Source organism: Cellulomonas sp. URHB0016 (genome assembly GCF_054057935.1).
Genome location: NZ_JBSRZU010000001.1, coordinates 3,288,921 through 3,304,808 on the forward strand (window position 1 = coordinate 3,288,921; position 15,888 = coordinate 3,304,808).

Here is a 15,888-nt window from a genome sequence, read left to right on the forward strand (position 1 = left end):
ACTCCACCTGGTGCGGTCCACGGGCGGTCAGTCGGCCTGGTCGTAGCTCTCGACCACGGACACGTCGAGCGAGAACTCCACGGGGAACCCGCCGAACAGCAGGCGCCCGGCCTCCGCGGCGGCCTCCCGGACGGCCTCCGCGACCTGCTCCGCGACGCCCGCCGGTGCGTGCACCACGACCTCGTCGTGCAGGAAGAACACCAGGTGTGGCCGTCCGTGGACCGCGCCCGCCGCCGGCACCTCCACGGCCAGGAGCCGCCGCCGCAGCGCCGCCATCCAGCACAGCGCCCACTCGGCCGCCGTGCCCTGCACCACGAAGTTGCGCGTGAACCGGCCCCAGTCGCGGCCTCGTCGTCGGGCGGCCCGGACCTCGTCGGCCCCGGCACCCTCGGCCGCGGCGGCGTGCAGGGCGTCCTGCCACTCCGCGTCCGGTGCGGGCGCCGACCGGCCGAGCCACGTGGTCACCACCTCGCCGCGCTCACCGGCACGAGCCGCCTCCTCGACGAGCCCGACCGCCCGCGGGTAGGCGCGCGTGAGCTGCGGCATGAGCGCGGCGCTCGCCCCCGTGGTCGCACCGTAGACGGCGCCGAGCATCGCGTACTTGGCGTCCTTGCGGGTCTCGACGATCCCCGCCTCGACGACACCCTGGTAGAGGTCCGCGCGGCGGGCGGCCGCCGCCATCGCGAGGTCGCCGGACATCGCCGCGAGCACCCGGGGCTCGAGCTGCGCCGCATCGGCGACCACGAGCCGCCAGCCCGGGTCCGCCCGCACGGCACCGCGGATCGCCGCCGGCAGCTGGAGCGCACCGCCGCCGTTCGTCGCCCACCGCCCCGACACCACGCCCGCCGGCACGTACTCCGGGCGGAACCGTCCGTCGTGCACCCACGTCTCGAGCCACGTCCACCCGTTGGCGCTGAGCAGGCGGGACAGCTTCTTGTACTCCAGCAGCGGCTCCCGGACGGCGTGGTCGAGCGCCTGGATCTCCCACTTGCTCGTGCTCGCCAGGTCGAACCCGGCGAGGCGCAGCCCGCGCAGCAGCTCGGGCTGCGAGTCCGGGTTGAGCGTCGGCTGGTCGAGCGCGGTGCGGACCTCCTCGGCGAGCGCCTCCAGCCGGGCGGGGCGGCTGCCGGCGCGCGGGCGGGGGCCGAGCATCGTCGTCAGGATCTCGTCGTGCGCCTGCGCGCTCCACGGCAGGCCGTCGTGCCGCATCTCCTCGGCGATCAGCGCACCCGTGGACTCCGCGGCCAGCAGGAGGCGCAGCCGCCCGGGGTGCGTGGCGCCGGCGACGGCGGCGAGCTGGCGGGCGAGCTCGGGCGCCGGGTCGAGGATCGGTCCGGCGGCCGGGCCGGGGCTGGTCTCGTCGTCGAACAGCCTCGCCTCGACGGGAGCCGGGGCGGTGCGGCGGGGTCGGTCCCAGGCGGTGCGCGGCCCCGTCGCGAGGTCCGAGGCTGCGCTGTACGCGCTGTGCCGGAGGATCGCGTGGCACAGCCGCAGGTCGTGGCACCGCTCGGCGCGCACCCCGGCGTCGAGCAGCGGCGGATAGCGGCGCGACGTGTCGTCCCACACCCAGCGCGGGCGGTCCCGCTCCCGGGCGGCGACCGCCTCCGCGAGACCGTCCGCGGGCACCTCCGTGCGGGCCACGGGGCGTCCGTCGTCCGTGAGCTCGGCCAGCACGACGGCGCCCGGGCGGGACGGGTCGTCCAGCACGATCTGCAAGGGCACGGCACATTGTCGCCGCCGCCACCGACACCCGACGCCGGCGGGCCGCTCCGGCGGACCGGACCCTGAGGCCGTTCCCGCGAGCGGCCGGTCGGAGCCGGCTCGTGCGAGCAGCCGGCCCGACCGGGCCGCGGTGTCAGCCGGCTTGCGCCATCGCCGTCCGGGCGGTCTGCGCGTTGCGCCGCATCGCGAAGATCCACGGGCCGCCCTCGGCGAGCGGCAGCGGCGCGCGCACGGGCGCGTATCCGAGGGCCTCGTAGTACCCGACGTTGTCGGGCTTCGTGGTCTCCAGGTAGCTGGGCGCCTCGGCGCCGTCGACGAACCCGAACACCTCGGCCATGAGCCGCTTGCCGCGACCGGCGCGCTGCAGGTCGGGCCGGACGCCCAGCGCCTCGACGTACCAGGTGTCGGTGGGGACGCCCGAGGCGGTGACGTCGCCGAACCGGATGATGCCCAGGCTGTGCTCGCGCGTGTACGCGGCGATCCGCACGATGCGGCCGGACTGCCGCCACCACCGCGCCCTGGTCATCGGGTACGTGCCGGGCGGGTAGAGGGCGATCGCGCCGGTGACCGCGCCGTCGAGCTTCGTCACGAACGCCAGGCCGTACCGGACCGAGTCCGAGAGCGTCATGCGGTACATCGCCCGCAGCTCGTGCTCGCGGCGGCGGCGCACGGGGAACAGGTGGACGAACCCGGGGTCGTCCGCCAGCGCCGCCGCCAGGACCGTCGCGGCTGCGCGCACGTCCTCGGGGCGCATGGGCACGACGACGTCGGGCGGGGACGGAGCGGACATGGGGCGCATCCTCTCTGGGACATGCGTCCAGATGCAACCCATCCGTCCCGGTTTGACCGGACGTGCACGGCGCGGCCCGCTCCGGGTCCCGGCGTGCCGGCCGGCGTGCTGACCAGCGTGCCGACCGGCGTGCTGACCAGCGCGCCGACCGGTGTGTCGGCTGGTCAGCGGCCCGACGCAGAGCCGCGTGTCGCCGGGCGCCGGTATCTTGCCTCCGCCAGCGCGCTCCTGAGTCCCGACGGCACGGCACGCGGCCGGGGTCGCGCCCACCACGACGGGGGAGCAGGACATGGAACGCGAGTACTTCGTGCGGGGCGAGCGGCGGACCGTGGAGCAGGTCGACGACGTCGCGGCCGTCAAGGTGGCTCCGGACGAGACCGGCGACCGCGCCGGGCGTGCCCGTGAGGTCGAGTCGGTCGACGCGGGACGTGCGGCGGGGCTCAGCGAGCAGGACCTCGACGCCTTCCGACAGGCCGGGTGGGTGTTCGTCGAGCCGGCACCCGGGACGGGTGACCTGCGGGCCCGGGAGGCCCCTGCCGAGGTCGAGCGGGCCGGGGCGCTCGTGCGGCGCCCGAGCGGCCGGGTCGCCATCGTCACCCGGCGGCTCACCGTGCAGCTCGATGCGGCGCTGACCGCCGACGAGGCCCGGGCCACGCTGGAGGAGCTGGGCCTGGTCCACCTCCTCACGCTCGGGTGGGCGCCGAACCTGTTCGAGGTCGACACCGTCGCGCACGACGACGCCGTCGCCGCCGCGGCCGCCCTCGACGGCGACCCGCGCGTCGTGTTCGCCGAGCCCAGCTTCGTGGAGCACGTCGACCAGCGGCTGCACCCCACGGACCCCCGCTACGGCGAGCAGTGGCAGTGGCTGAACACCGGCCAGACGGGCGGGACGCCGGGTGCCGACGTGCACGCCGAGCCGGCCTGGGACGTCACCCGAGGTGCGGGCGTGACGGTGGCCGTCATCGACAACGGGTTCAACGCCGCCCACGAGGACCTCCAGGCCGCCGTGGTCCCGACGTCGGGCCACTTCCAGTCCAGCGGTGCCAGCCCGGCCGTGTGGGTGGCGGGCACGGCGGGGATGCCCGGCAGCAACCACGGCACGTTCTGCGCCGGTATCGCGGCCGCGCGGCAGAACAACGCGCACGGTGGCTCGGGCGCCGCACCCGAGAGCGACCTGATGCTCGTCGCGGCGCTCGCGGACCAGGTGGGCACGCAGGTGACGCTCGCGCGCGCCGTCAGCTACGCCGCCGACCCGTCGACCGTCGTCCCGGGCGCGGACCCGTCGGCCGGGGCGGACGTCCTCGTGTCGAGCCTCGGCCCGAACGGCGCAGCCTGGGACCTCACGGAGGCCCTGCGTCTCGCACTCGTGTTCGCCGGGACCCAGGGACGTCAGGGCCGCGGTCTCGCCATCTTCTGGGCGGCCAGCAACGGCGCGAACGTCGACATCCTGGCGGACCACGTCGTCTCGCACCCCGACGTGATCGCCGTCGTCCGCTCGGACCACAACGACCACGAGGACAATGCCGCCCGCGGCTCCGAGGTGGAGCTCATCGCGCCCGGCGTGAACGTCGTCAGCACCACCGGCAGCGGCGGCTACGGACCGAGCACGGGCACCAGCTTCGCGGCGCCGTGCGCCGCGGGGGTCGCGGCCCTCGCCCTGTCCGTGAACACCGACCTGACGCGCGACCAGCTCCGCGCGGTGATGCACGACTCCGCCGACAAGGTCGGCGGCGTCGCCTATGACGCGAACGGGCACAACGACGACTACGGGTTCGGGCGGGTCAACGCCGCCCGGGCGGTGGAGGCCGCCGGCGACGTGGTGACGGAGGCGGGTGCGGTGAACTCGATCGCGTTGGTGCGGCAGGTGCCGGGGTGGGCGTCGATCCCGGTGGCGGCCGCGGACGGCTCGGGCGGGTGGGTCGTGACGAACGGTGCGGCGGGGCCGGACTTCGTCCCGACGTGGGCGAACCAGCCCGGGGTGCGGGTGGTGGCGGGTGACTTCAACGGTGACGGGTTCACCGACGTCGCCCTGGTGCGCCAGACGCCGGGGTGGGGGTCGATCCCGGTGGCGTTCTCCGACGGCGCGGGTGGGTGGACCGTCACGAACGGTGCCGCGGGTCCGGACTTCATCGCGACGTGGGCGAACCAGCCCGGGGTGCGGATCGTGACGGGGGACTTCAACGGGAACGGGCTGACGGACATCGCGCTCGTGCGGCAGACGCCGGGGTGGGGGTCCATCCCGGTCGCGTTCGCGGACGGTTCCGGTGGCTGGAACGTCACCAACGGCGCGGCGGACCCGGACTTCATCCCGACGTGGGCGAACCAGCCGGGCGTGAAGATCGTGACGGGGGACTTCAACGGCAACGGGCTGACGGACATCGCGCTGGTCCGTCAGACCCCGGGGTGGGGGTCGATCCCGATCGCGTTCGCCAACGGCGACGGGACCTGGACCATCACCAACGGTGCCGCGGACCCGGACTTCATCCCGACCTGGGCCAACCAGCCGGGCGTGAAGATCGTGACGGGTGACTTCAACGGCAACGGGCTGACGGACATCGCGCTGGTCCGGCAGACCCCGGGGTGGGGGTCGATCCCGGTGGCGTTCGCCAACGGCGACGGGACCTGGAACGTCACCAACGGCGCGGCGGACCCGGACTTCATCCCGACGTGGGCCAACCAGCCGGGCGTGAAGATCGTGACCGGGGACTTCAACGGCAACGGCCTGACCGACATCGCCCTGGTGCGGCAGACGCCGGGCTGGGCCTCCATCCCGATCGCGTTCGCGGACGGCTCGGGTGGGTGGAACGTCACGAACGGCGCGGCGGCACCGGACTTCATCCCGACCTGGGCGAACCAGCCCGGGGTCAAGATCGTGACCGGTGACTTCAACGGCAACGGCCTGACCGACATCGCCCTGGTCCGGCAGACCCCCGGCTGGGGGTCCATCCCGGTCGCGTTCGCCGACGGCTCCGGGGGCTGGAACGTCACCAACGGTGCCGCGGACCCGGACTTCATCCCGACCTGGGCCAACCAGCCCGGCGTCAGGCTCGTCCCCGGCACGCTGCGATGACCGGCCCGGCGGCGGACCTGACCCCGGAGGACGGCGACCCCGTCCTCCGGGTCCAGGTGCAGGGCGCCACGCTCGACGACCTGCGGGCGTTCGCCGACGAGGTGCAGCCCGACCCCGGCTGCCGGGCGGTCGCCAAGCGGACCGACACGGGCTACTCGCTCGACGTGTACCTCGAACGGTCCCGGCTCGACGCCGCACGCGGTGCCCGGTCGGCCGCCCAGGTCACCGTCACGGTCGTCGCCGACGAGACGGCCAACGGACGGGCGCGCCAGCAGGAGGTGGGCAGCGGGGACCGGTTCGCCGCCCGGGGCGAGGTCCCCCGCGGCCTCGGCACGAAGGAGCCCCCGCGATGAGCTACCTCAACGTCGTCGAGATCGAGTCGGCGCTCGTCAACCTCCAGGCCGCCTACCCGCAGACGTCCGAGCTCGTCACGCTCCCGCACCTCAGCCACGAGGGCCGGCAGAGCCACGTGCTGCGGATCGGCGTCCAGGGCAGCGGCGACGCGGACGGCGTGCTGGTGCTCGGCGGCGTGCATGCCCGGGAGTGGGTGCCCCCGGACGCGCTCGTCGCCCTCGCCGCCGACCTCCTCGAGGCGCACCAGCTCGGCACGGGCCTCGGCTACGGAGGGCAGTCATTCACGGCCGACGAGGTCCGGCAGGTGGTCGAGCGGGTCAACCTGTTCGTCTACCCGTGCGTGAACCCCGACGGGCGCAGCTTCAGCCAGACGACGAGCCCGATGTGGCGCAAGAACCGTCGGCCGGCCTCCGGCGGTGGTGCGAGCTGCGCCGGGGTCGACATCAACCGCAACTTCGACTTCCTCTGGGACCACACGGCGCACTTCGCGCCCGACTCGGGGGTCGCGACGTCCGCGAACCCGTGCGACCCGAACACCTACCGCGGCCCGTCGAGCGCGTCCGAGCCGGAGACGCAGAACGTGGTGTGGCTCGCCGACACCTACCCGCGGATCCGGTGGCACGTCGACGTGCACAGCGCAGTGCCCGTCATCCTCTACAGCTGGGGCAGCGACGAGAACCAGAGCGTGCACCCCGAGCAGAACTTCCTCAACGCCGCGTTCGACGGGGTCCGTGGGCGCCCGCACGACGCCGCGTACGGCGAGTACATCGAGGCCGACGACCTCGACCGGGTCCGCACGCTGGCCGACCGCATGCACGACGCGATCCGCGCCGTCCGCGGCGACTCCTACGGCGTCGAGCAGGCGTACGGCCTCTACCCGACGTCCGGTGCCAGCGACGACTACGCCGCCAGCCGGCACCGGGCACGGCCGGGGGCCGCCGAGATCGACGCGTTCACCATCGAGTGCGGGCACAGCTTCCAGCCGACCTGGGCGGAGGCCGAGCAGGTCATCCGCGAGGTGTCCGCGGGCGTCGTCGCGCTCGGGGTGGCCGCCGCCGCGACCGTCGTCGAGGAGACGCCGCCGTCGACCGGGAACTCGGTCGCGTTGGTGCGGCAGGTGCCGGGGTGGGCGTCGATCCCGGTGGCGGCCGCGGACGGCTCGGGCGGGTGGATCGTCACGAACGGTGCGGCGGGGCCGGACTTCGTCGCGACGTGGGCGAACCAGCCCGGGGTGCGGGTGGTGGCGGGTGACTTCAACGGTGACGGGTTCACCGACGTCGCCCTGGTGCGGCAGACGCCGGGGTGGGGGTCGATCCCGGTGGCGTTCTCCGACGGCGCGGGTGGGTGGACCATCACGAACGGTGCCGCGGGCCCGGACTTCATCGCGACGTGGGCGAACCAGCCCGGGGTCAAGGTCGTGACGGGGGACTTCAACGGCAACGGCCTGACGGACATCGCCCTGGTCCGGCAGACACCGGGCTGGGCGTCGATCCCGGTGGCGTTCGCCAACGGCGACGGGACCTGGACCATCACGAACGGTGCCGCGGGCCCGGACTTCATCGCGACGTGGGCGAACCAGCCCGGGGTCAAGGTCGTGACGGGGGACTTCAACGGCAACGGCCTGACCGACATCGCGCTCGTGCGGCAGATGCCGGGGTGGGGCTCGATCCCGGTCGCGTTCGCGGACGGCTCGGGTGGGTGGAACGTGACGAACGGCGCGGCGGCACCGGACTTCATCGCGACGTGGGCCAACCAGCCCGGGGTCAAGGTCGTGACCGGTGACTTCAACGGCAACGGGCTGACCGACATCGCCCTGGTCCGCCAGACGCCCGGCTGGGGGTCCATCCCGATCGCGTTCGCCAACGGCGACGGAACCTGGACCATCACCAACGGTGCCGCGGGCCCGGACTTCATCCCGACGTGGGGCAACCAGCCCGGGGTGAAGATCGTGACGGGGGACTTCAACGGCAACGGCCTGACCGACATCGCCCTGGTCCGGCAGACCCCCGGCTGGGGGTCGATCCCAGTGGCGTTCGCCAACGGCGACGGGACCTGGACCATCACCAACGGCGCGGCGGCACCGGACTTCATCCCGACGTGGGCGAACCAGCCCGGGGTCAAGATCGTGACCGGGGACTTCAACGGCAACGGCCTGACGGACATCGCCCTGGTCCGCCAGACACCGGGCTGGGGGTCCATCCCGGTGGCGTTCGCCGACGGCTCGGGCGGGTGGAACGTCACCAACGGCGCCGCCGGCCCGGACTTCATCCCGACCTGGGCCGACCAGCCCGGCGTCAGGCTCGTCCCCGGCACGCTGCGATGACGGCTCCACCCCACGGGCGGCGGCCCGGCGAGGTGGCGGTCGACCACCGTCTCAGGTCCGGACGCGCTCCCTGAGCGCCGACCGCACGGCGCCCACCAGCTCCGCCGACTCCGCGAGGTCCCCGAACACGCGTCGGACGCCGAGCAACCGTTCGGCGAGCCCGTCCTGCGGCCCACGGGCCGCGTCGGCCAGCTCCCGGGCCAGCGGGTCGTCGAGCGGCACGACGCGCTGGTCCACCACGAGCTCCCCGAGCGTCGCAGCCCGCACGTAGGCGATCCACGCGGCGATCGCGCCCGCCGCCGCCACGGGGACCGCACCCGCGGCGAGCCGGTCGGTCACGGTGCCCAGGAGCCGCTGCGGGACCTTCTGCGACCCGTCCATGGCGACCTGGACGGTGGTGTGCCCGGTGTGGGGGTTGGCGAACCGGTCGAGCACGTCGTCGCGGTACCGCTCCAGGTCCATGCCCTCCGGCGCGGCGAGGGTCGGCAGGACGTCGTCGTCGACGAGCGCGCGGACCGCCGCGTCGAGGTCCGGGTCAGCGGCGGCCTGCGCGATCGTCGCGTAGCCCCGCAGCGCACCGAGGTACGCGAGCGTCGAGTGGCTGGCGTTGAGGATCCGCAGCTTGGCCCGCTCGTAAGGGGCCACGTCGGCGGTGAGCAGGGCACCCGCGACCTCCCAGGCGGGACGCGGCCCGGCGAACGCGTCCTCGATCACCCACTGGGAGAACGGCTCGCCGACCACGAGCGCCTCGTCGACGAGGCCCAGGAGACGCTCGGCCTCCGCGCGGTGCGCGGGGGCGGTGGCGGGCACGATCCGGTCGACCATCGTGGACGGGAACCGGACGTTCTCCGAGACCCACGCCCGCAGCGCGTCCGAGCCGGGAGCCGCCGCGAGCGTCGCGTCCACGAGCGAGGCCAGCACCGCGCCGTTGTCGCCGAGGTTGTCGCAGCACACCGCCGTGAGCGGCCCGGCGCCGGCGTGCCACCGTCGGGCGAGCCCCCGCACGAGCATCCCGACCGGTGTCCGGGCCGGCGCATCGGACCCGGACGCCAGGGCCGCGAGGTCGGCCGTGAGGTCGGGGTCGGACAGGTCCGGCCCGCCTCCGGGCGCCCGCCGGTATCCCTTCTCGGTGACGGTCAGGGTCACGACGTGCGTGGTGGGTGCCGCGATGGCGTCGAGCACCCGCGGGGTCTCGGTGCCCGGCGACGCGGCGCCGCGGATCGTGCCGACCACGCGCAGCGACGTCTCCGTGGCGCCCTGGGTGAGCACCCCGTAGAGCCCGTCCTGCGGCGCGAGCTGTTCGGCGACCCGTGCGCTGCGCTGCGTGACGCCGAGGATGCCCCATCGCCCGTCGCCGGTCGCGGTCGAGGCGTCCTCGGTGAGCACGGCCTGGTGGGCCCGGTGGAAGGCGCCGAGGCCGAGATGGACGATGCCCGTGCCGAGGTCGGCAGGGTCGACGGCGGGCAGCGTGACGTGGGGCCGCCCGGCGGCGGACCGCCAGGTGGCGTCGGACAGGCGGCGCGGCGTCATGCGGACGGACTCCTGCGGTCGACGGGTCGTGCGAAGGGCAAGCTGCGGGTCACGTGGACGGCCGCCGGGGCGGGCGGAGGTGTCCGGGGACCGGTTCAGTCCGCCGGCCGTCGAGGCGGCACGCCGGTGGAGTCCCGCACGACGAGCTCGACGGGCAGGCGCACGGGTGCCGGCGCGTCCCCCTCGGGCTCACCCGGGTCGACGCGCCGGCGGGCCGCGCGGGGTGCATGGTTCACGAGTGCGTCGACCGCGTCCCGCCCCAGCCGGGCGAGCGGTACGCGCACCGTCGTGAGCGCGGGCGCGACGAGGGTGGCGGCGGGGCTGTCGTCGTAGCCCACGACCGACACGTCCTCGGGGACGCGCACGCCGCGGGCGGTGAGGCGGTGCAGGATGCCCAGCGCGACGAGGTCGTTGTGGGCGAGCACGGCCGTCGCGCCGCTCGCGACCACGAGGTCCCCGACGGCGACGCCGCCGGGGAACACGGGGGCGACGTGACCGAGGTTGACCACCTCCGTGCCCGGCAGTGTCGCGGCCGCCGCGGTGAGCCCTTCGCGACGCCGGGCGTCGGACCACGAGCCGGCCGGACCGCCCACGTAGGCGAGCCGGCGGTGCCCGAGCGCGTACAGGTGGGCGACGGCCTGCCGGACGCCGTCGGCGTTGTCGATGACCACCGACGCGGCACCGCGGTGCTCACGGTTCACCAGCAGCAGCGGCACGTCGCGGGCGAGGGCCTCGTCGAGCGCCTCGTCCGGCATCCGCGGCGAGCAGAGCACCACGCCGTCGACCTGCGCCCCGAGCCGGCCGACGAGGTCGGCCTCGAGCCGCCCGTCCTCCTCGGAGTCGGCGACGACCACGGCGAGCCCGACCGCGCGGGCGCGGGCCTGGACCCCCTTCGCGACGGCGGCGAAGAACGGGTTCTCGAGGTCCGGCACGACGAGGCACAGGTTGCCGGTGCGGCCGGTGATGAGCTCGCGGGCGGCCCGGTTGGGCCGGTAGCCGAGCTGGGCGGCGACCTGCCGCACGTGCTCGCGCCGCGCGGGGGCGACGAGCTCGGGGGCGTTCAGTGCCCGGGAGGCGGTGGCGGGGGAGACGCCGGCCTCGCGTGCCACGTCCTGCAGCGTCACGGGCACAGTGGTCCTCCGGTCGTCGCGACGCGCCCGAGGTCTCGGGACGGGATGAATGCGATTGCAGCATGGTCGACCCGCCGAGGGCAAGAGCTCGAGTCGACCCTTGCCTTCCGGGCCGGTTTGCTGGTTTGGTGGGATGAATGCGTTTGCAGTGCCGCCTGTCGTCGAGACGAGGAGAGCATCGGCATGACCTCAGGACCAGCCTGGTCGCTGCATCCCGACCGCGTGCTGCCGAGCGACCCGGAGGTCCGACCGCTCGCCCGGGAGATCCTCGCCGCCACCCGGCGGCTGCCGATCGTGTCGATGCACGGTCACGTGAGCGCCGACGTCCTGGCGCGCGACGAGCCGTTCGCCGACCCGGCGTCCCTGCTCGTGGTGCCGGACCACTACCTCGTGCGGATGCTGGTGTCCCAGGGTGTCCCGCACGACGACCTGGGCGTGCCCCGCCTGGACGGCGGCCGTGTCGTGACCGATCCCCGTGCCGTCTGGCGGACGTTCGCGTCCCGGTGGCACCTGTTCCGCGGCACGCCGACCCGGTACTGGATGGAGCACGTGCTCGTCGACGTCTTCGGGGTGGGCGAGAAGCCGTCCGCGGACAGCGCCGACCGCCTCTACGACCACCTGGCCGACCGGCTCGCCTCCCCGGCGTTCCGTCCCCGGGCGCTCTTCGAGCGGTTCGGGATCGAGACGCTGTCCACCACGGACGCCGCGACCTCCGCGCTCGCCGACCACGCCGCGCTGGCGGCCGACGGCTGGGGCGACCGGGTGGTCCCGACGTTCCGGCCCGATGCCCTGCTGCACCTCGACCGCGCGTCGTGGCCCGACGACCTGCTGCTGCTCGAGGAGCGCTCGGGCGTCACCGTCTCCGGCTACGCGGACTACCTGCGGGCGCTCGAGGCCCGCCGCGCGGCGTTCGTCGACGCCGGCGCGCGCTCCAGCGACCACGGCCACCTGTCCGCCGACACCACCCCGCTGGGGCTCCACGACGCGGAGCGGATCTTCGACGACGCCCGCCGCGGCACGGTGAGCGCCGCCGACGCGGCCGCGTTCTCGGGCCACATGCTCTTCGAGACCGCCCGGATGGCGAGCGAGGACGGGCTCGTGATGCAGCTCCACCCCGGGGTCCTGCGCGACCACGACCGCGGGGTCGCCGACGTACGCGGAGCCGACGTCGGCTACGACATCCCGGTGCCGACCGACTACGTGCACGGGCTGCGGCCCCTGCTGGAGGCGTTCGGGCACCACCCCGGCCTGCGGATGGTCCTGTTCACGGTCGACGAGGACACGCTCAGCCGTGAGCTCGCCCCGCTCGCCGGGGTCTACCCGGCGGTGCGCCTGGGGGCGCCGTGGTGGTTCCTCGACACCCCCGACGGCATGCGGCGGTTCCGCGAGGCGGTGACGGACACGGCCGGCTTCTACAACACCACCGGATTCGTCGACGACACGCGCGCCTTCTGCTCGATCCCCGCCCGTCACGACCTGGCGCGCCGTGTCGACGCCGGCCACCTGGCACGCCTGGTCGCCGAGCACCGCCTGGACCTCGACGAGGCGGTCGAGACGGCCGTGGATCTCGCGTACCGGATCCCTCAGCAGGCGTACGCCCCGCCGGCGTCAGCACGCGCCGGCCAGCGGTCCGGTGTGCAGCCTCCGGTTCCGGTGTCCCCATGAGCGAGATCCTCCAGCGCCTGGCGACCCACCGGCTCGTCCCCGTGGTGGTCCTCGACGACTCCCGCCACGCGGACGGTCTGGCCGGCGCCCTCGTGGCGGGCGGGCTGCCGGTCGCCGAGGTGACGTTCCGTACCGCCGCCGCCGGCGACGCCATCCGTGCGATGGCGGACCGCGGCGACATCCTCGTGGGGGCGGGCACCGTGCTGACCGTCGCGCAGGTGGACCAGGCCGTCGCCGCGGGCGCGTCGTTCGTCGTCTCGCCGGGAACGAGCCGAGCCGTCGTCGAACGCTGCCAGGAGCACGGCGTGCTCGCCCTGCCCGGCGCGGTCACCGCCACCGAGGTGATGGCGGCGCTCCAGCTCGGTGTGACGACCGTGAAGTTCTTCCCCGCGGGGACGTCCGGCGGCGCACCGGCCATCGCCGCGCTGGGGGCGCCGTTCGGCGACGTCGGCTTCGTGCCCACCGGTGGCATCGGGCCGGGCAACCTGCACGAGTACCTGAAGATCCCCTCCGTGCGGGCCGTCGGGGGCTCGTGGATGGTCCCGCGCGACCTCGTGCGGGCCGGCGAGCTGACGTCCGTCGAGGCGCTCACGGCCACCGCCGTGGCCCTCGCGGCGGGCTGATCCACCCCGCCGCACACCCACCGCACCACCGCCCGCACCACCCCTGTACCGCCCGCACCACCCCTGTACCGCCCGCCCGCCCGCACCACCGCCCGCACCACCGCCCGCCCGCCCGGAACGCACCCGAGGAGCCTGCCGTGCCCGACCTCACCATCCGCCCGGCCGCCGGGACGGGCTACGACGCGGTGTCCCTCGGCGAGGTCATGCTCCGCCTGGACCCGGGCGAGGGGCGCATCCGCACCGCCCGCTCGCTGCGCGTCTGGGAGGGCGGCGGTGAGTACAACGTGGCCCGCGGCCTGCGCCGGACGTTCGGCCTGCGGACCGCGGTCGTCACCGCGCTCGCGGACAACGAGGTCGGCCGGCTGGTCGAGGACTGCATGCTGACGGGCGGCGTCGACACGTCCCTCGTCCGGTGGGTCCCGTACGACGGCGTCGGCCGGGCCGCCCGCAACGGGCTCAACTTCACCGAGCGCGGCCACGGCGTGCGCGGTGCTGTCGGCGTCAGCGACCGCGGCCACACCGCCGCGTCGCAGCTCGCCCCCGGCGACGTCGACTGGGACCACCTGTTCGGGGAGGTCGGCGTGCGCTGGTTCCACACGGGCGGCATCTTCGCGGCCCTCTCGGACACGGCGGCGCAGACCGTGGTCGAGGCGGTCACGGCCGCGCGCCGCCACGGCACCGTCGTGTCCTACGACCTCAACTACCGGCCCAGCCTCTGGAAGGCGGCCGGCGGCCGTGCCCGGGCGCAGGAGGTCAACCGGGAGATCGCCCCGCACATCGACGTGATGATCGGCAACGAGGAGGACTTCACCGCGTCGCTCGGGTTCGAGGTCGAGGGCGTCGACGAGAGCCTGTCCACCCTGGAGGTCGGCTCGTTCGCGGCGATGATCGACCGCGTCGCGGAGGCGTACCCGAACTTCCGCGTGATCGCCACGACCCTGCGCACCGTGCACAGCGCGACGGTCAACGACTGGGGCGCGATCGCCTGGTCCCGCTCGACGGGGCTCGTCAGCGCGACCCGTCGGGAGCGGCTGGAGATCCTGGACAGGGTCGGCGGCGGCGACTCGTTCGCGTCGGGTCTCGCCTACGGCCTGCTCGCCGGGCAGGAGCTGCAGACGGCGGTCGAGTACGGCGCGGCCCATGGCGCGCTCGCCATGACGACCCCGGGGGACACGTCCATGGCCACGAAGGCCGAGGTGCTCAGGCTCGCCGGCGGGGGCGGCGCCCGCGTCGACCGCTGACCTGCCGGAGCTCAGACTCCAGCGGGTGCTCGTGCGCGCGCAGCGGTGCTCCTGCGCTCGATGGTGGGGCCGCCGCCCGTGTCACGGCAGCGTCGCGGCCTCCCAGGCCGGCGTGATGCGGCCCTCCTCCCACTCCCAGCTGCCGTCGGCCGCACCGTCGAGGAGTCGCCGGTGCACGAGCTCCAGGGGCGCGGTCGGCGGGACGTCCAGCGCCACGAGGCCGTGCTGCGTCACACCCTCGGCCTCGATCCCGTAGGGGGTGAACGCGTCGATGACGGGCTGGAGCTCTCCCGCGAGCGGGCCCGAGCGGAAGCAGACGATGCGGATCGTGATGTGGTCGGACGGCTCGAGCACGCGGACGAACTTCGGGTGCGAGCCCGGGTCGGGCGCATGGGCGAGGACCACGTCCCCGACGGCGATGTCCCGTACGAACCACGGCACGTTGTCGATCCGGAAGCGGTCGTCGCCGAGCTCGTAGGCCCACACGCGCTCGCCGCTCACCGGAGGCCAGCCGTCCTGGACGGCGAGGTCGAAGAGCACGTGCGCGCCCGGCCCCTCCGGCGGTGACTCCTGCGTGGATCGGGCGGGGGTGCGTCGGTGGCCGAGGCTCATCGCACCATCATGCCCCTCGCGCTGCCGGCGGCCGGGGCCGGCGGTGACGCCCCGGACGGGTCGTGCGACGGGCACCCGGGTCGTCGACGGCCGCGTCAGATGCCGGACCCCAGGTCCACCGGTTCCTCCGGCGCGTCGGCGTGCCGTGGCCCGGTGAACGCGTCCTCCAGCCGCAGGAGGTGCATGCCCATCCGGAGCCGCGCCCGGTCGGGGTCCCGCGCGGCCAGGGCCGCCAGGATCTCCTCGTGCTCCACGAACGTGCGGTCGGCCGCCCCGTCGCGGGCGAGCTCGCGCCACAACCGCAGCTGGGTGGACCGCCCCGCGAGGCCTGCGACGAGCGCCGTGAGCACCGCGTTGCCCGACGCGCGGGCGATCGTCGAGTGGAACGCGAGGTCCGCGGCAGCCAGCCGCTCGGCGTCGACGGGGTCCGAGGTGAGGGCCCGGGCCGTCTCGTCGAGCGCGGCGCGCGCGCAGGCCAGGTCCTCGTCCCCGATGTGCAGCGCCGCGAGACCGGCGGCCTCGGTCTCGATGAGCCTGCGGACCGCGTGGGCGGCCCCGTGCTCGTCCGGCAGGTCGGCGACGAACAGCATCGGTGCGAGCAGCGTGCCCGGATCGAGGCTGGTGACGTAGGTGCCGTCGCCGTGCCGGGAGTCGAGGATGCCGAGGGTCGAGAGCGCACGGACGCCCTCCCGCAGCGACCCACGGGAGACGCCCAGGGACGCGGCGAGATCCTTCTCGGCGGGCAGTCGGTCACCGGCACCGAGCGCGCCGTCGAGGATCAGCTGCTTGATGCCGTCGACGACATCATCGGAGCGGGCCACCTGCGCA

At 74.8% G+C, this 15,888-nt stretch carries 12 protein-coding genes; 6 read left to right on the top strand and 6 right to left on the bottom strand.

Annotation, left to right across the window (positions count from 1 at the left end):
• Window positions 1-27: 27 nt before the first annotated feature.
• On the bottom strand, window positions 28-1,716 hold the full coding sequence (locus tag ACVW07_RS15130; RefSeq protein ID WP_456821092.1) for a bifunctional 3'-5' exonuclease/DNA polymerase: 1,689 nt from the start codon (window positions 1,714-1,716) through the stop codon (window positions 28-30).
• Between the two features lie 139 nt (window positions 1,717-1,855).
• Window positions 1,856-2,512, bottom strand: coding sequence for a GNAT family N-acetyltransferase (locus ACVW07_RS15135; RefSeq protein ID WP_456820054.1), 657 nt, complete (start codon window positions 2,510-2,512; stop codon window positions 1,856-1,858).
• 289 nt (window positions 2,513-2,801) lie between these two features.
• Here ACVW07_RS15135 and ACVW07_RS15140 point away from each other — a divergent pair, with 289 nt between their 5' ends.
• From ACVW07_RS15140 to ACVW07_RS15150, 3 genes are read left to right on the top strand one after another with little or no spacing between them, the layout of a single operon-like run.
• Window positions 2,802-5,582, top strand: coding sequence for a S8 family serine peptidase (locus tag ACVW07_RS15140; protein WP_456820055.1), 2,781 nt, complete (start codon window positions 2,802-2,804; stop codon window positions 5,580-5,582).
• Window positions 5,579-5,935, top strand: coding sequence for a hypothetical protein (locus ACVW07_RS15145; protein WP_456820056.1), 357 nt, complete (start codon window positions 5,579-5,581; stop codon window positions 5,933-5,935). The genes ACVW07_RS15140 and ACVW07_RS15145 overlap by 4 nt, the downstream gene beginning before the upstream one ends.
• Window positions 5,932-8,259 carry a M14 family zinc carboxypeptidase gene (locus ACVW07_RS15150; protein WP_456820057.1) on the top strand — a complete coding sequence of 776 codons (2,328 nt, stop codon included), beginning with the start codon at window positions 5,932-5,934 and terminating at the stop codon, window positions 8,257-8,259. The genes ACVW07_RS15145 and ACVW07_RS15150 overlap by 4 nt, the downstream gene beginning before the upstream one ends.
• 51 nt (window positions 8,260-8,310) lie before the next feature.
• Here the strand turns inward: ACVW07_RS15150 and ACVW07_RS15155 are convergent, their stop codons facing one another.
• Together ACVW07_RS15155 and ACVW07_RS15160 are read right to left on the bottom strand one after the other, a co-directional pair.
• On the bottom strand, window positions 8,311-9,789 hold the full coding sequence (locus ACVW07_RS15155; RefSeq protein ID WP_456820058.1) for a mannitol dehydrogenase family protein: 1,479 nt from the start codon (window positions 9,787-9,789) through the stop codon (window positions 8,311-8,313).
• A 95-nt stretch (window positions 9,790-9,884) separates the two neighbouring features.
• Window positions 9,885-10,913 (bottom strand): LacI family DNA-binding transcriptional regulator, encoded by a 1,029-nt coding sequence (locus tag ACVW07_RS15160; protein WP_456820059.1) that lies wholly within the window; start codon window positions 10,911-10,913, stop codon window positions 9,885-9,887.
• Window positions 10,914-11,102: 189 nt separating this feature from the next.
• On the opposite strand from ACVW07_RS15160, the gene uxaC reads away from it, so the two are divergent.
• The 3 genes from uxaC (at window position 11,103) to ACVW07_RS15175 (ending at window position 14,448) form a co-directional block, all read left to right on the top strand.
• Window positions 11,103-12,584, top strand: a complete 1,482-nt coding sequence (gene uxaC, locus ACVW07_RS15165; RefSeq protein WP_456820060.1) for a glucuronate isomerase — start codon at window positions 11,103-11,105, stop codon at window positions 12,582-12,584.
• On the top strand, window positions 12,581-13,207 hold the full coding sequence (gene eda / locus ACVW07_RS15170) for a bifunctional 4-hydroxy-2-oxoglutarate aldolase/2-dehydro-3-deoxy-phosphogluconate aldolase (protein ID WP_456820061.1): 627 nt from the start codon (window positions 12,581-12,583) through the stop codon (window positions 13,205-13,207). The genes uxaC and eda overlap by 4 nt, the downstream gene beginning before the upstream one ends.
• 137 nt (window positions 13,208-13,344) lie before the next feature.
• The gene (locus ACVW07_RS15175; protein WP_456820062.1) at window positions 13,345-14,448 is read left to right on the top strand and encodes a PfkB family carbohydrate kinase; all 1,104 of its coding nucleotides are present in this window, start codon (window positions 13,345-13,347) and stop codon (window positions 14,446-14,448) included.
• Window positions 14,449-14,529: 81 nt separating this feature from the next.
• Here ACVW07_RS15175 and ACVW07_RS15180 read toward each other — a convergent pair whose 3' ends face one another.
• Complete coding sequence (locus ACVW07_RS15180) at window positions 14,530-15,060, bottom strand: DUF4265 domain-containing protein (protein ID WP_456820063.1); 531 nt, start codon at window positions 15,058-15,060, stop codon at window positions 14,530-14,532.
• Window positions 15,061-15,155: 95 nt separating this feature from the next.
• Window positions 15,156-15,881, bottom strand: coding sequence for a FadR/GntR family transcriptional regulator (locus ACVW07_RS15185; RefSeq protein ID WP_456820064.1), 726 nt, complete (start codon window positions 15,879-15,881; stop codon window positions 15,156-15,158).
• Window positions 15,882-15,888 lie beyond the last annotated feature (7 nt).

Bases quoted from the DNA above. Each gene is read 5' to 3' on its own strand.
- ACVW07_RS15135 (WP_456820054.1), bottom strand. From the start codon at position 2,512: ATGTCCGCTCCGTCCCCGCCCGACGTCGTCGTGCCCATGCGCCCCGAG.
- ACVW07_RS15140 (WP_456820055.1), top strand. From the start codon at position 2,802: ATGGAACGCGAGTACTTCGTGCGGGGCGAGCGGCGGACCGTGGAGCAG.
- ACVW07_RS15145 (WP_456820056.1), top strand. From the start codon at position 5,579: ATGACCGGCCCGGCGGCGGACCTGACCCCGGAGGACGGCGACCCCGTC.
- ACVW07_RS15150 (WP_456820057.1), top strand. From the start codon at position 5,932: ATGAGCTACCTCAACGTCGTCGAGATCGAGTCGGCGCTCGTCAACCTC.
- ACVW07_RS15155 (WP_456820058.1), bottom strand. From the start codon at position 9,789: ATGACGCCGCGCCGCCTGTCCGACGCCACCTGGCGGTCCGCCGCCGGG.
- uxaC (WP_456820060.1), top strand. From the start codon at position 11,103: ATGACCTCAGGACCAGCCTGGTCGCTGCATCCCGACCGCGTGCTGCCG.
- eda (WP_456820061.1), top strand. From the start codon at position 12,581: ATGAGCGAGATCCTCCAGCGCCTGGCGACCCACCGGCTCGTCCCCGTG.
- ACVW07_RS15180 (WP_456820063.1), bottom strand. From the start codon at position 15,060: ATGAGCCTCGGCCACCGACGCACCCCCGCCCGATCCACGCAGGAGTCA.